The organism is Spirosoma endbachense, assembly GCF_010233585.1.
GTDB lineage: Bacteria > Bacteroidota > Bacteroidia > Cytophagales > Spirosomataceae > Spirosoma > Spirosoma endbachense.
On record NZ_CP045997.1, the window covers coordinates 3,346,560 to 3,361,615 of the forward strand.

Annotated in this window: 11 protein-coding genes; 1 reads left to right on the top strand and 10 read right to left on the bottom strand. The window is 50.8% G+C overall.

Annotated elements, in window-relative coordinates:
* Window position 1: 1 nt before the first annotated feature.
* Complete coding sequence (locus GJR95_RS13285) at window positions 2-1,270, bottom strand: hypothetical protein (protein WP_162386322.1); 1,269 nt, start codon at window positions 1,268-1,270, stop codon at window positions 2-4.
* A 106-nt stretch (window positions 1,271-1,376) separates the two neighbouring features.
* Between GJR95_RS13285 and GJR95_RS13290 the strand changes: the two genes are divergently transcribed.
* Window positions 1,377-1,889, top strand: coding sequence for a DUF2911 domain-containing protein (locus tag GJR95_RS13290; RefSeq protein ID WP_162386323.1), 513 nt, complete (start codon window positions 1,377-1,379; stop codon window positions 1,887-1,889).
* 114 nt (window positions 1,890-2,003) lie between these two features.
* Here GJR95_RS13290 and GJR95_RS13295 read toward each other — a convergent pair whose 3' ends face one another.
* The 9 genes from GJR95_RS13295 to GJR95_RS13335 form a co-directional block, all read right to left on the bottom strand.
* The gene (locus GJR95_RS13295) at window positions 2,004-4,304 is read right to left on the bottom strand and encodes a GH92 family glycosyl hydrolase (RefSeq protein WP_174260204.1); all 2,301 of its coding nucleotides are present in this window, start codon (window positions 4,302-4,304) and stop codon (window positions 2,004-2,006) included.
* An 81-nt stretch (window positions 4,305-4,385) separates the two neighbouring features.
* Window positions 4,386-5,549, bottom strand: a complete 1,164-nt coding sequence (locus tag GJR95_RS13300) for a glycoside hydrolase family 88/105 protein (RefSeq protein WP_232541179.1) — start codon at window positions 5,547-5,549, stop codon at window positions 4,386-4,388.
* 140 nt (window positions 5,550-5,689) lie between these two features.
* Entirely contained in the window at window positions 5,690-7,123 is a 1,434-nt protein-coding gene (locus GJR95_RS13305; protein WP_162386325.1) for a RagB/SusD family nutrient uptake outer membrane protein, read from the bottom strand.
* A gap of 18 nt (window positions 7,124-7,141) precedes the next feature.
* The gene (locus GJR95_RS13310; RefSeq protein WP_162386326.1) at window positions 7,142-10,732 is read right to left on the bottom strand and encodes a SusC/RagA family TonB-linked outer membrane protein; all 3,591 of its coding nucleotides are present in this window, start codon (window positions 10,730-10,732) and stop codon (window positions 7,142-7,144) included.
* 28 nt (window positions 10,733-10,760) lie between these two features.
* Window positions 10,761-11,813 carry a FecR family protein gene (locus tag GJR95_RS13315; RefSeq protein ID WP_162386327.1) on the bottom strand — a complete coding sequence of 351 codons (1,053 nt, stop codon included), beginning with the start codon at window positions 11,811-11,813 and terminating at the stop codon, window positions 10,761-10,763.
* 44 nt (window positions 11,814-11,857) lie between these two features.
* A complete protein-coding gene (locus GJR95_RS13320) occupies window positions 11,858-12,508 on the bottom strand; it encodes an RNA polymerase sigma-70 factor (protein ID WP_162386328.1) in 651 nt (216 codons plus the stop codon).
* A gap of 136 nt (window positions 12,509-12,644) precedes the next feature.
* Window positions 12,645-13,730, bottom strand: coding sequence for a M20 family metallo-hydrolase (locus tag GJR95_RS13325; protein ID WP_162386329.1), 1,086 nt, complete (start codon window positions 13,728-13,730; stop codon window positions 12,645-12,647).
* Window positions 13,731-13,790: 60 nt separating this feature from the next.
* Entirely contained in the window at window positions 13,791-14,432 is a 642-nt protein-coding gene (locus tag GJR95_RS13330) for an SDR family NAD(P)-dependent oxidoreductase (protein ID WP_162386330.1), read from the bottom strand.
* The gene (locus GJR95_RS13335; RefSeq protein ID WP_162386331.1) at window positions 14,432-14,875 is read right to left on the bottom strand and encodes an OsmC family peroxiredoxin; all 444 of its coding nucleotides are present in this window, start codon (window positions 14,873-14,875) and stop codon (window positions 14,432-14,434) included. Before GJR95_RS13335 ends, GJR95_RS13330 begins: the two co-directional genes overlap by 1 nt.
* Window positions 14,876-15,056: the final 181 nt, after the last annotated feature.

A 15,056-nucleotide genomic window follows, 5' to 3' on the forward strand; every position in this document is an offset into this window, starting at 1 on the left:
CTTATAGGTCTAGATTTTGAAAACGGGCAAATTTTACGGCTCCTGTTCCCAGAAATCCGAAACGCAGTCCGACGACCTGTCCAACCTCACCACTTTCGTTGCCCTGATAAACCAGTCGATCGTTGACGTAGACAGAAGCCTTTTTCCCATTGACCTCGTATCGAACAAGCACCCAACGGCTGAAATCTACCCCTAAACCAGACAAATCGGTGGTCTGACCACTAACTATCGTGTTCCCTGTCACCAGTCGCAGTTCGCCCACACAACCCGGCACTGATAACGGAATTCGATGGAACCCAGTTGAACATAACAGCGCTATGCTAACGGGCTGGCAAACCGCTTTCCCCTGGCTAAATGTGCTTCGTACGGCTGTTTCAAACACAAAATGCTTTCCATCGACGATCCCTGTACTATCGACCATAAACAGATTTGTTTCGGGTACCTCACCTGTTAGTGATACACCAACTGTCTGTAGGTCGGCTGGCGTAATCGATATCTCGCCCGACTTTTTAACCGTGTTTGCACGAAGATAGAGTGGAATCGGCTCCCGATCGACAGTGCCAAGCCAACCTGCTGAAGCAACAAAAACATCATGTTCCCGCACGATCGAATCGTTCAGAACCAATTTAGCCCGATAATAACCGGGATAATAATAAGTACTGGTGTACGTATGACCTGCTTTATCGACACGGGCACGGAGCCTGGGGTCCCAGCTTTGCTGAATAAAAACGCTATCGGCATTGGAGTCGGTCGCATCATACTGAAAAATAACCGTGTTGGGTGCACCTTTTGCCACCGGGCGGCTCACGAACGACACCGGGCCATACCGCAGGGTAGTATCCCGCTGGCGATATGCCCATACGATGCAAATAACCACTAGTAAACCCAGCAATGATCCCGTCAGCCAGCGCCCGATGGCAGGGCGAGGGATGACGGGCAACACCGTTGGTTCTGGCAAAGGCTCTTTCTGAGGTTCAGGAATACCTATGGATTGGCTGCTGGTGTCCTTTTGCCGGAAAGATCGCCAGCTGTCATATCCAACAAAACGAGCGACGGTATCGAGGGTAGTGGGTGTAGGTACACTGTCGTAGCGTATGCGCCCCCAAAGCCGCTTTAGCGTGCTGACGCTTAACGACACACCCGTTTCGGCCAGGATCAGCTCGCTAAGTTGCTCAAAGTCGCGGTTCTGCCAGTGTTCACTATCGCCCCAGCCAACTTTCTGTTCTACCAGCCGACGGCAACGTATCCAAGTATCCTCTTCAGAAATCATTATTAATCAGTGTGAACGCACTTGAATAAACATGAACAACACCTGCTTACCTCACTTCAATAATGGCAGAACACCTTTGTGAGGTTCTTAAACAAAGATAAACAAAATGAACGCAAAGCAACTTCTGCTCACCCTTGCCTGCCTCCTGGCTACCTTAACGATCAACGCTCAGGACGATCCGGCCAAACGACCCAGTCCACCTGCACAGGCTAAAGCGACAGTTGGTGGTAAAACCATCACGATAAACTACAGCCAGCCCTCGGTGAAAGGGCGGGAGCTCTGGGGGAAACTCGTTCCCTATGGTCAGGTATGGCGTACGGGTGCCAACGAAACTACCTCCATCGACTTTTCGGACAATGTAACGCTCGAAGGTAAACCACTTGCCAAAGGCCGCTATGCGCTGTTCACCATTCCGAATGAAAAAGAATGGACGATTATCATTAACAAAACCATCAAATGGGGCGCTTTCACCTATAAACAGGATGAAGATGTGTTACGGGTCAATGTACCCGTGAAACAGTCAAAAGAATTTGCCGAAAAAATGGCATTCTCGATTTCGCCCAAGGGTGTGGTATCGCTGGTATGGGGCAACGCAAAAGTCGATTTTACGGTAAAGTGATTTAGAAACAATGTAGTGTATTCGTATCCTGAATAGACCGGTTAGGATCTTGTTGTGGTTTCAAAGGGCGTTATCCTCAACTCTGAGACCACAACAAGACTCTAACCAGTCTATTTATTCCGGCAAAACCGATGGCATGGCCTCTTCGGGCTTACTTCCCCAATTCTTATTCGGCAAAGGGCCCATCTGAAGAACCAACTCTCCACCCTGCACTAGCTCATTGTGGGTCAGATAAGTACGACTAAATGGCTTTCTATTCAGTGTAGCCGATTGGATATAGACATTCTGGGATGAATTAGCCAGCGCTTTGATTGTAAATGAAGCGTTGCCTGCCCCCGGCCGGATCGTTACGGCATCGAGCGTCGGGCTGCCCAGCACGTAATATGGCGTTCCGGGACATACAGGATACAGTCCCGCCATGCTAAACACCAGCCAGGCCGACATCTGTCCGCCATCTTCATTTCCGCTCAAGCCCCCCGGCGACGTATCGTATTCGTCCTGAACAAGCTGACGAACGCGAGCCTGTGTTTTGTAAGGAGCACCAGCACAGGCGTAGAGGTATGAAATCTGGTTATTCGGCTCATTACCATGCCAGTAGTGCCCGTCGTTAAACAGAGTATCCAGTTTGGCCACGAACCGCTCTCGTCCGCCAACGAGTCTGGCAAGCCCCTGCACATCCTGCGGAACAAAGAACGTGTACTGAGCGGGCGAACCTTCGGTAATAAACGACACGCGCAACGCAAACGGATCGAATCGGGCAATCCATCGTCCATCGGCATAACGTCCACGTACATAGCCCGTTGCCGGGTCCAGCACATTCCGGTAGTTTCGGGCACGCTGATTCAGGATAGTGGCATCGCTCGTTTGACCAAGCGCTTTAGCGAGTTGGCCAAGGCAAAAGTCATCGTATGCGTATTCGAGGGTCCGCGAAACCTGTTCCCGCTTGTGAAATGCCTGCCAGACCGAATCTTCAAGTGGAATGTACTTATATTGAAGGTAGGATGCCAGCGCTCGTCGCCCTTTACCGGCTTCGTAGCTTTTGGGATCGCTGTTTACATCAAATGCGTTTTTACGCAGGTACTTATAAGCCCCTTTTACATCAAAATTCCTGACTCCTTTGCTGTAAGCATCGGCAATAGCAGACTGCGCATGATCGCCGATCATGGCCGCAGTATAGCTATTCCAGCAGGGGAAAATAGGCATCCATCCCCCCTGTTCGGCCTTTTTCACCAGCGATTGCATCATATCGCCCGACCGTTTCGGATTCAGCAGATTTTGCAGCGGCTGACAGGCCCGAAAGGTATCCCAAAGGCTAAAATCACAATAATAGTCGAAGCCGCTGGCCTTGTGAATGGCCGTATCATCCGCAAAACCAGGATAGGCTCCATCACTATCCGAGAAGATACGGGGCGTCAGATTCGCATGATAAAGAGCCGTGTAAAACATGGTTTTATCCGTATCGCGCCCCGTAGCCTGCATCCGGCCAAGTTCGGCATTCCAGGCTGCCTCGGTTTGCTGACGAACGCGAGCGAGATTCCAGTCAGACAGTTCGGTTTGCAGGTTTTTCCGTGCTCCAGCCTCACTCACGAACGATGTTCCAACCCGAACGCGAACAACGTCGCCCGGTTTCAGATTCCAGCGAACATAAGCGCCAACGGACTCTTTCCTGCCGACTCCTTTGGCCTGTTTCGATCCGGCCGATGGTTCATAATTTGTCCAGGTTCCGAAGGTGGTGAGCGGCCGGTCGAACTGCACCACAAAATGGCCGCTAAAGCCTGCCGATTGCCCCGCACCCTGATAGATTCGGTGAGCCGGATTATAGCCTACGATCTCGTTCCGTTCAGGGTGAATTTCGACATACCCTTCCCCTTCATCGCTGTTCGGTTCAACAAGAATAGCGTTGTCGCCACCCGTACCAAACGTAAACTGCAACAGTCCCGCTCGTGTATGCGCCGACAACTCTGCCCGAATATTCGAATCGGTTAACCGAACATCGTAATAAGCAGGCGTAACCGTTTCGGTTTTGTGATCGAAGCGCGACCCTCGTTCAGCCGGACGTAACGCGAGTTTCCCGGAAACTGGCATAATGCTGACGCTACCATAATCCTGAACGCAACTACCATTGAGCCAGTGTGTTCCGCGAAACCCATTGATTTTGGGGTCGTTGTAATAATAGGGAGCAATGCACTTGGTTTCTGTTGCCTGTGTCTGCGGTGTCCAGGTTGTCATGGCGTGCGGTCGCCCGATGGCGGGAGCAATCTGCCCTTTCAGTTCACTTCCCGCTTCGCTATGGCGTTTGGCGGTCGGTGTCTGACTGGGTGCTGATCCAATCAGCGGATTAACATAGTCAACCGGCTGTTTTGTCTGGGCAAAGAGTGGTCCAGCCAGCAGAAACAGGAAGAGAATTTTACGCATTTGACGTTGACTTGAGCTAAACAAGGTCATACAAACCATTTCTGTAGAGACATGATACCTTGCCGCTTCCGTAGGGCATCTCTACGGTTTTAACTTGATAATTTGTGAACCAGCCAGCAGAAAAGCACCCGTGCCGTAAACCTCCCAGCTGTCTTCGCTGAAATTACGACGGGGATCTCCGCCAATGGGCTGTACCCACCCTACCCGGCCTTCGGGCGAAACCAGCTTTGTTAACGCAACCCATGCTTTTTCGACAGCGGGCTGGTATGTTTTCTTGGGCAGAATTCCCTGATTGATACCCCAGGCGAGGGCATAGCAATCGAAACCAGAACCACTCGCTTCGCCACCCGGATAGGCAGCCGGGTCCAGCAAACTGGCACGCCACAATCCGTCGGCTTGCTGAAGTGCCAGCAGGCGTTCGCTCATCTGCCGATATAGGGTCAGATAAAAAGGTCGGCTTGGGTGTTTGGCGGGAAGTTCCTCCAAAACGCGCACCAGGCCACCCATAACCCAGCCATTGCCCCTCGACCAGAAAATTTTCTGACCGTTTGCTTCTTTCTTTCCAACACCGTTTGCATCGACCAGATAATTCGCGTCGCGGGCAAACAAATGCTCCTGCTGGTTGTAAAGCAAAGTATACGTCTGTTTGAACAACGAATCAGAGAAGGTATTATAGGCAGGATCGTTTAACGTCGTACTCAATTTTGCCAGCACGGGCGGTGCCATAAATAAGGCATCACACCACCACCAGGTCTGGCCATGTTTGGCAAGTTCGGGCCCTGCCACTTTTTGCATTTTCTGGACCGTATCGATCGTTGGCTGAATCATCCGCCGATCTTTTTTAAGCCGGTACAAATCGATATACATCTGGCAAACCGCTATATCATCGGCATGGTCGAAGCGTTTGCCGGGACGCCACTGATTTCGCTCACCGATCGCCATCAATGAATCCAGAATCAGTGGCGATTTAGTAGTTTCATAAGCGGCAAAAATACCTGCATAGAACGCTCCATTGGTCCAGTCGGTTGGGCTGTGCTTGGGATGCTGCAATTGCCACTGCGTTGTTTTCAGCAGGACTTCTTTAATGTATTTCGGAGAAAAAACTTCATCACGAACCCCATTTCGGCGCATCGGGATGGGATTCCGACCTTTTTCTTTTGGCACATTGCCAAATCCCGTTCCAACGAGTAGAGTTACACTCAGAACTGCAATCAATAATCGTTTAAAGCTCGGCAAATTATCCATTTTCAATCGTCTATTTCTCCGAGAAAGAATAAGTTGGGGCAGAGACTACTCATCCGGTAAAATGCCCGGCGAGATAAAACAACGACTGCCATAACTTAACCGTCATGGCAGTCGTTGCTCCCTTCCTACCTATTCAGGGATTAGTAACCGGGGTTCTGCTTGATCTTGGTTGGGTTTATATCGATCTGACTTTGGGGAATTGGGAATATGAGATTATTCTCCGTCAAAGCCGTTTTGATCCCAATCGACGTTGCTTTAGCCTGTAAAATTGGCAAAGCTCTTCCTGTACGAACGATATCGAACCAGCGATGTCCTTCAAAGGCCAGTTCGACCCGTCGTTCCTGCTCGATAGCCAGTCGCAGATCGGCCTGAGCGGTAATGGCTTTGTCTGCCAGCCCAACCCGCTTCCGTACCTGATTCAAATAGGGTAATGCCTCGGCGGTTTTACTGGTTTCGTTCAGCGCTTCGGCATACATCAGCAACACATCGGCATAGCGAAGCACATACCAGTTATCGTCCGAATCACCGTTTACAACCGGTGGATCAGCGTATTTTTTGATGTAATAGTAATCGATCTTAACTCCGCTAGTGTTCACGTAGCTACTGGCCATCGAGACATTCCGGCGGGGATCGCCGGTTTCGTAGCTATTATCCAGATCGGGCGTTGGGTGATTATTGCCTCCGCCACCAAACGTAATCACCGCATTACCCGAATTTTCGGGTGCGTACGAATTGGCAAATGGGCTTCCTTCGCCAATATTCCCCTTCTTGTATTGTACCTCAAATACCGACTCTTTGCCGTTTTTATTAGCCGCTTTAAACAGATCGGCATAGGCAGGCAACAGCGAATAGGTGGCCTTATCGATCACCTCTTTGAGTTTGGTAACCGCATCGGCATACCGTTTTTGGGTCAGATACACTTTGCCCAGTAAACTCTTGGCGGCACCCGCCGTGGCGCGGCCCACATCGGCTCCCGTATAACTAACCGAGAGAACTGCTTCGGCATCGCTCAAATCTTTGATGATCTGGGTATATACATCGGCAACCGGAGTCCGGCCATATTCGTAGCCTTGCAGGGGATCGGTAATTTCGGTCAGCACCAGCGGAACATCACCAAAAACACGAACCAGATTGAAATACATCAGCGCCCGCAAAAATTTGGCTTCACCAACAATTCGTTTTTTGAGGGTTTCGTCCATCGTAACCCCGCCGATCCGTTCGATAACAGCGTTGGCTCGATAAATACCCTTATAGCCATCATTCCAGCGAGCCAGTGTGTAAGGGTTTGTTGTCCGGACGTAGAATTTATCAAACTCATCCTGGTCCGTTACTGACCCGGACAAAACCGGGCTGGTATCGTCGGAGGGGATCTCCGAAACGACATACAGTTGCCCATACTGCCCGTTGAATTGCAACGCTCCGTAAGCGCCATTCAGGGCCGTTAGCACGTCGGACTGGGTCTTAAAAAAAGTAGAGGTACCAACCGCAGAAACCGGCGACAGATCCAGAAACTGCTCTTTGCAGGCTGTCAGGCTTAGCATCAGCAGACCCGCAAGGATATATTTTGTTTTCATGATGATCAGAAAGAAGGATTAAAAGCCCAGGTTTAAACCAATGGTATAGGTACGCGCCAGCGGATACGATCCGTAATCGACACCGCCCGTCAGTGGTCCTTCGTAGCCGCTCACTTCCGGATTGTAGGCCAGGTATTTCGAAACAGTCAAGGCGTTCTGCACACCGGCGTAGACCCGCAACGACTGCACTTTAATTTTTTGCAGGAAAGGCCGCGGCACGTTATAGCCCAGGGTGATGTTCCGAATCCGGAAATAGGTCGCACTTTCTACCCAGCGGCTCGACACCTGATTGTTGTTACCCGTTGAGCGCGTATTGGCCCGTGGGGTTACGCCATCGCCGGGTTCCTGCGGAGAACGCCAGCGACCTAGTACGGTCGTTAGCTCGTTGGCATTCCCTTCCAGGTTTTCGTAGAATCGGCGGGAGAGGTTCAGAATCTGACCACCCTGAACACCCTGCGCAACAATGTTCAGATCGAACCCTTTGAATGACAATGAGTTGGTGATACCGTATATAAAATCAGGCTGGTTGTTGCCGATCGTTGTCCGGTCATTGGCATCAATCTTTTTATCCCCGTTCACATCCTCAAATTTCACATCGCCGGGTCGGCTATCGGCAAAGTGCGGATAACTATCCAGATCGGTCTGATCGCGGAAAATGCCCAACTGCCTGTAACCAAAGAAACTCCCCAGTGGTTGACCAATAACCGTGATATTGGTTTCGCCTACACCAGTGCCGCTCCGGATTGGATCGCCCGTGGGTCCGAGTGCCAGTACTTTGTTCCGGTTGAAGGAAATATTCAGGTCTGTTGTCCAGGTAAAGGCACCCGCACCCGATCCATTGATATTCCGGGTCGACAAGGCAAACTCCATGCCCTTGTTTTCAACCTGTCCAATGTTTCGAACGGCCGTTGAGAAGCCAGTCAGCGTTGGCACCTGAACTTCGAGCAATAAATCGGTGGTGATGCGTTTGTAATAATCCACCGTCAACAGAATGCGGTTCTGAAAGAGCCCCAGATCAAGGCCAACATCCGTCTGCCGACTTTTTTCCCAGCTCAGTTGTGGATTGGCAATACTGCTGGTGGCCAGGCCATTTGCCAGTGCACTACCCAATACATAATTGTCTTTACTCAGCACACCAATGGCCGGGTAGTTGTTCGTGGAGCCGTCGTTATTCCGGAACGCATTATTGCCCGATAAGCCATAACTGGCCCGCAGTTTCAGCTCCGAAATAAGTGGCACCGCTTTCATAAACGACTCTTCAATAACCCGCCAGCCAATTGAAGCCGAGGGGAATGTACCGAAACGGCTGGTTTGCCCAAACCGCGATGAACCATCCCGCCGAACAGAGGCATTGAATAGATACCGGTCTTTGTAGCTATAAGTGACACGGGCGAAATACGATGCCAGCGACCACTGATCCCGGTAGGAAGTTCCTCCTATTATAGTACCCGCATTGACCGAGCGAACAATATCATTGGGGAAGTTATTGGCATTCACCCGGCTCTCTTCATAATCGTTTCGCTGCGACTCCAGACCAACCAGCGCATCCAGATGGTGGGTCGTTCCCAGATCGAGCGTGTAGCTCAGCGTATGGTTTGTGACCCAGTTGATGTTCTGGTTGGTATAAGCCGAACCGGTGCTTACGTTTGGCGGCAGCAACTGGTTCAGGGGTATTGCCGATGTCTGGTATTGATTCTGGCGAAGGTAGTTCAGATCGCCCCCGATGGTTCCCCGGTAACGGAGCGTTTTCCAGATCGATAGTTCGGCGTATGCGTTACCCAGCAACCGAAGCTGTGTTACACGGTTATCGACTTCGGTTATGTTAGCAACCGGGTTGGTAATGCCGGGCCAGTCGTAGGGGGCCGCATAAAATGCCTGAGAGTTGTAAGTGGTGCCGTTTGCCTGATAGATCGGCATAAACGGTGGTAACGAAAGAGCCGCGTTGATAACCCCATTGCTGGCCCAGTGACCATCGGAGTTGACCCGATTTTCGGCCATGAACGATGGACTGAAACTCAAGCCTACTTTAAGTTTGGAAGAGAGCTGTGCGTCAATATTCGAACGAACTGTGTAGCGGTCGATGCCCGACTTTTTAATGATTCCATCCTGCTTCAGGTAATTTCCGGAGATGAAATACTGTACTTTTTCAGTACCTCCCGAAGCCGACAACTGGTAGTTGCTGATGGGTGCTTTCCGGAAAATCATATCTTGATAATCGTAGGACGTTAAGCTGGTCGGATCGTCGAAATTCGCACCTGGAAATTCACCCCTTGGGTACCGATAACGTAGCAGGGCGGGTCGGGCACTGTTCGGGTCGGTAATTTTTGCGCCCGGAACGCGTTCCAGATAAGCCGTATTAAAGGCTTCTTTTGAATACTCCGCAAACTGCTGTGCATTGAGCATATCCATTTTCTTGCTCACCTGCTGCGTACCGGTAAAGTAATCGAAGTTGATCCGGCTTTGCCCCGATTTTCCCCGTTTGGTCGTAACCATTACCACGCCATTCGATCCACGCGACCCATAAATAGCCGTTGCCGACGCATCTTTGAGCACGTCGATCTTCTCAATATCATTCGGATTGAGTTGGTTTAGACCACCCGCATTGGTTAGTCCACCCGAGTTGAGCGGCTGTCCATCGACGACCACCAGCGGGCCATTACCCGCGCTAATCGACCCTAATCCGCGTACTTTAATAGAAGGCGCATTGCCCGGTGCTCCCGTATTCTGTTGTACCAAAACACCCGGCATTCGGCCCGTAAGCCCCTCAACCACATTCGTTACGGGCTGATCTTTAATGGTTTGTGTTTGCAGAGAAGCCACAGAACCGGTTAATTCACGCCGATTTTGGGTGCCATACCCCACAACCACAACCTCGTTCAGGGTTTTGTCGTCGCTGGCCAGCGTCACATTCACCGAACTCCGGTTCCCAACAACGACTTCCTGCGTGGTATAACCAATGAAGGAGAACACCAGCGTCAACGTGCTACCGGTATTCTGGTCCGGTACATTTACCCGGTAATTTCCTTCGCCATCGGTTGTGGTTCCCCGGCTCGTTCCCTTCACAACTACACTTACTCCGGGCAGGCCATTACCCGTTGCGCCGTCGGTCACCTGCCCGTTTATTGTCTGATCGACGGTAGTTAGCGTCAGTTCTTTGGTCTGGATCTGTCCCGGCTGTATGGGTTGCGGTTGTTCGTTAGACGCTGCTACGGCCATTGGCAGCGTATTGATATCCGCCATTGATGTCTGTTTTCTGGCTTTGTTCTCTTCCAGTACGACATAGACGCCGTTTTTCACTTTCGAGAAGCGAAGCCCCTGTGGCTTTAACAGTTTCGTCAGGTTTTTTTCCAGCGAAGCCGACAGATCAATTAGGCCGGGATTGACCAGTTGGTCGCTTACCAGGCGATCTTCAAACAGAATATCAACCTGATAACGAACTTTAAACTGATTCAACACCTCACGCAGTTGTTGGGTCTGAGGGCGTTCGGCCTGATGGGTCGTTCGGGGAAATGCTTTGGCTGTTGCCACAAATTGTGCCAGTCCGGGACGGCCTCCTGCCAGCAGCAAACTGATCAGTAAGGCACGGAATACGCGTACAGAGTACATCATTTAAGTGATTGGTTTTTGTGGTTAGGAGTCAATCAGTGAACGAGACACGGTTATTCTCGCGGATATAATTTATTTGTAGTAATTGCGCGATCAGTTGCAGTACTTCATTCGCGTTTCGGGCGGTAAATGAGCCCGAAATAGTCCGGCCAGCCAGCTCCGAATTTTCGATAGTTACGGCCAGACCATAGTTCTCGTGGAGCATATCGGCAATTTCTCGCAGGGGTGTCTGCTCGAATACAAACCGATGGTCTTTCCAGGAAGCCATTGCTTCCGGATGCGTAATCCGGGTCAGCGCCAGTCGTCCCTGTCGGTTAAGCGTTACCAGATCGCCGGGGTGCATGATGAGTGGGGGTTCGTTTTTTTGCTGTGTAGTTAGCTGAACCCGGCCTGACCGTAACGCAACCCGCGTAGCCCGTTCGCGGCTGAAGACCGTAAACTGTGTTCCCAATACGATCACGTTCAGCCCTTTAGGTGTCACCACCACAAATCGCTGGTGATTCGGCAGATGCCGGACCGAGAAATCGGCCTCACCGGTCAGTTCCACCGTTCGCTGATTCTGACGGGAGGCATCGGTATTGATCGTCCACTTGCCAAAGCCAATCGGTGTGTCAAACCATCGCGGGAAACGGAGTGATGAATTCGCATTAAGCGTTACGACCGAACCGTCGGGTAAGGTTACGCTTTTTGTTTCACCAAACTCTGTGCGAATCGTCTGATACAATAGCACATCGCGAAACAGCCAGCCTGCCAGGCCCAGTACCAGCATTATGGAGGCAGCCGCTAACCAGACATGGCTTATCCACTGCATCACGCGTCCAGATCGCCAGTTGGTTGGCGGCTGCTGATTTTCCTGCCGACCTATAGCCGATGTGTCGGTGATCCGCATCGACGTTCTTTCGTAGGCATGCTGCCAGTTGGCATTGGTTTGTAATCGGTTCAGTTCCCACTCATGGAGCCACTGATAATAGAGCTCCAGATTACCTGAGACGGATAGCCAGCTCTCCACTGACTTCTTCTGTAACGGACTCACCCGACCCGAAAAATAGTCGAACAGAACCGCTTTGTTGACGATGTCTTCCATGAACAGACGTTTGCTTATTTTGACACAAGCGAATAGCGTTACCCTTAGTGAAATGGGAGAAAAAGAAACAGACCAATCGGTAGAAACACTCGACGCAATTGCTGAAGGGCGCGAGCCATATGCGCTTCAACGGTTTTGAGCGCCAGGCCAAGTTCGTCGGCGATTTCCTGATTTTTGCGATTCTCGAAGCGGCTCATCAGGAATATCCGCTGGCATTGCGGTGGCAGTTCGTGAATTACTTTTTCTACCCGCTGGAATGTCTCATCGTATTCAATGAGCGTTTGGGGCGTTTCACCCAGACTTGTTTCGCCTATGTCGTCGAGCGACGCTGGTGTTCGATTACCCGTTAGTTCGTCGCGGAGGTAGTTATAGGCCCGATGCCGAACGGCTGCGTAGAGGTATGTTCGGTAGGTGTGCTGAATCGTCGCATAACTACCTGTTTTCCAAAGCTGGTAAAACACTTCGCCGACAATATCTTCGGCGACTTCACGGGTATAAACAAAGCGTACGGCGTGGCTGCAAAGAGGCAGATAATAAAGCCGGAATAATGCCTCGAACCCCTTTTGGGGCGAGTTGGTAAAGGCAGATCGGACAATATGTTCGTTATCCACGATCGACGTAACACGGTCAGGTGTCTGGAACGGACGCGGGAAATTGCCTTGATTAGATAGAGGTTGGCCTTCAGATTCAGTCATCGGTTAGGCGGTCAGATACCAGAATGACACGAACAAGAAGGCTTACCCTTAGTCTAATCTATCGATTTGATTAAAAATATTCCTGATTTTTTCACAAAAAAGCGATACAGCCGTAGGTACCTTCCGGAAAACGGTCTTACAACACCTGTTCAAGCATCCGAATGTAGCCATCCACTCCTTCGGCAATTTCCCGAAGATAGATAAATTCATCGGCCGAGTGCGAGCGTCCCGAATGACCGGGGCCGCATTTAAGCGAAAAGCAGTTCAGTACAGCCTGATCGGAGGTAGTCGGTGAGCCATACGTATGCCGCCCCAACGCAAGGCCCGCTTTCACGATAGGATGATCGATCGGAATGCTCGACGGTTTCAGCCGAATGGAGCGTGGTTTGACTTCAGATTCGATATTGGCCTGTATCGTTTCAATAACCTCTTCCAGCGTGTATTGCTCCGTAACGCGCACATCGATCGTGAACGTGCACGTATCGGGGACAACGTTGTGCTGAGTACCGGCATTAATGATCGTGACGGATAGTTTTACCGGCCCGAGCGTTGGCGACACCTTCGGAAACTGGTAGGTGGTAAGCCAGTTAATATCCTTAATCGCTTTGTAAATAGCATTATCACCTTCATCGCGGGCGGCATGGCCACTGATGCCATGGGCGGTGCAGTCGATCACGAGCAAGCCTTTTTCGGCAACGGCCAACTGCATTTCGGTCGGCTCACCGACAATAGCAAAATCGATTGGGGGTAGTTCTGGAAGCAGTAATTCCAACCCATCGCGCCCCGAGATTTCTTCCTCTGCCGAAGCGGCTATAACCAGGTTATAAGCCATGTCGGACCGATCGTAGAAATAGGCGAATGTGGCCAGGAGCGACACCAGGCAGCCTCCTGCATCATTAGAGCCAAGGCCGTATAGTTTGTCGTCGCGTTCTAGCGGCTCAAACGGGTCAAGTGTCCAGGATTTATTGGGTCTAACCGTATCGTGATGCGAATTAAGCAGCACGGTTGGCTTGTGTTCGTCGAAATAGCGATTTTTGGCCCAGATATTATTCCTGAGCCGCTCAAACGGTATCCCCTTTTGGCGAAAAAAATCGTCAATCAAAACTGCCGTTCGATCCTCTTCGCGACTAAACGACTGGGTTGCAATGAGACGTTTAAGCAACGCAAGCGCGTCGGTCGTAAGGGACGTTTGCCTGGAGGTCAGCGTTGTTAGTTCGGACATAAAAAAAGTGTTGGCCGCTCAAAGATACAGCCAACACCCGGTTGTTCGTTCACTAACCGATCAGAACCGCACTTCCACCGTACTGCGATCCGAATACAATTTCCAGAATTCTTCAGCAATATTATCGGGCGTGTGTTTCTGAGCAGTTGGGTGCACACTCCCGCTGACGGTTACGGTGCCTACGAATATACCCGCAGGCTTCAATGTTTTATTTAACAGGTTTGCCAGCGTTACGGTTGCTGCCTTGCCTAATGTCAGCGACAGGTAATCAGTTGCGGTCATATACGCCAGTCCGCCACCTGTTAGCAGAATGCCCCCCTCGCCCGATACCATTTTCCCACGCACCGCATTAACAGCCGCAACTACATTTGCCGTATTAACCCGGAAATCGGCAATAAGCGAATCGGCCGTTTCCTGCTCAAGGCTTCCATTATGGAGAGAAGCCGCATTATAATGAAGCACAGTAGTTGGTCCAAGTTGTTGTTCAATTTGTTTGAGAGCCGTTTCGAGCGAGGCTGAATCAGAGGAGTCGTACTGAAAAGCTGCGGCTTCAATTCCATCAGCTTTCAGATCGCGAATGTAGCCCTCCAACTTGATCCTATTACGTGAGATCAGAGCGACGGCAAAACCTTCGCGCGCAAACCGACGTGCCACGGCCAGGCTAATGCCTGGTCCGACACCAATAATCGACAGTACTTTCATCAATACGCTTCGAGCGTTGCAACTTTCGTTACGTTAATGTTGGGGTTCAGCGCCTGGGAAATGATACACGTTTTGGAAGCATCCGATGCGATTTTCTCGAATTGCTCCTGCGAAATACCAGGCACCTTGCCCGTAATCTGCAAGTCGACAGCTGTTATTTTGGGCACGCCATCGGTTTCCAATGTCAGTGTAGCATTAACGCTCAGTTCGTCGGCGGTAAAACCAGCCTGCCCCAGCACTGCGCTGACGGCCATACCAAAACAACCCGCGTGGGCTGCGGCCAACAGCTCTTCGGGATTAGTACCGGCTTTACCATCTTCGCTAACGAGCCGGGTTTTAAACGAATACGGCGTGTTATTCAGCACACCGCTAAAAGAAGAAATAATACCAGTACCGTCCTGTAAGCCACCTTTCCAAACGGCCGAACCTCTGCGTTTTAACATGTTTCAGTAGTGAATGTGCATTAGTGACATCCAACCTGTTAACTGCCAAAAGCTATCGAGGGTTTTCGAGGCACTGATCGAATACCCATCCCATTATTTGCTTGAAATAGCTAAGCTATCCGCCTGAAAAATGCGGCTAATCCATTCACTTTAAGAGCCTTTTAACTTTATTTTAAAAGCC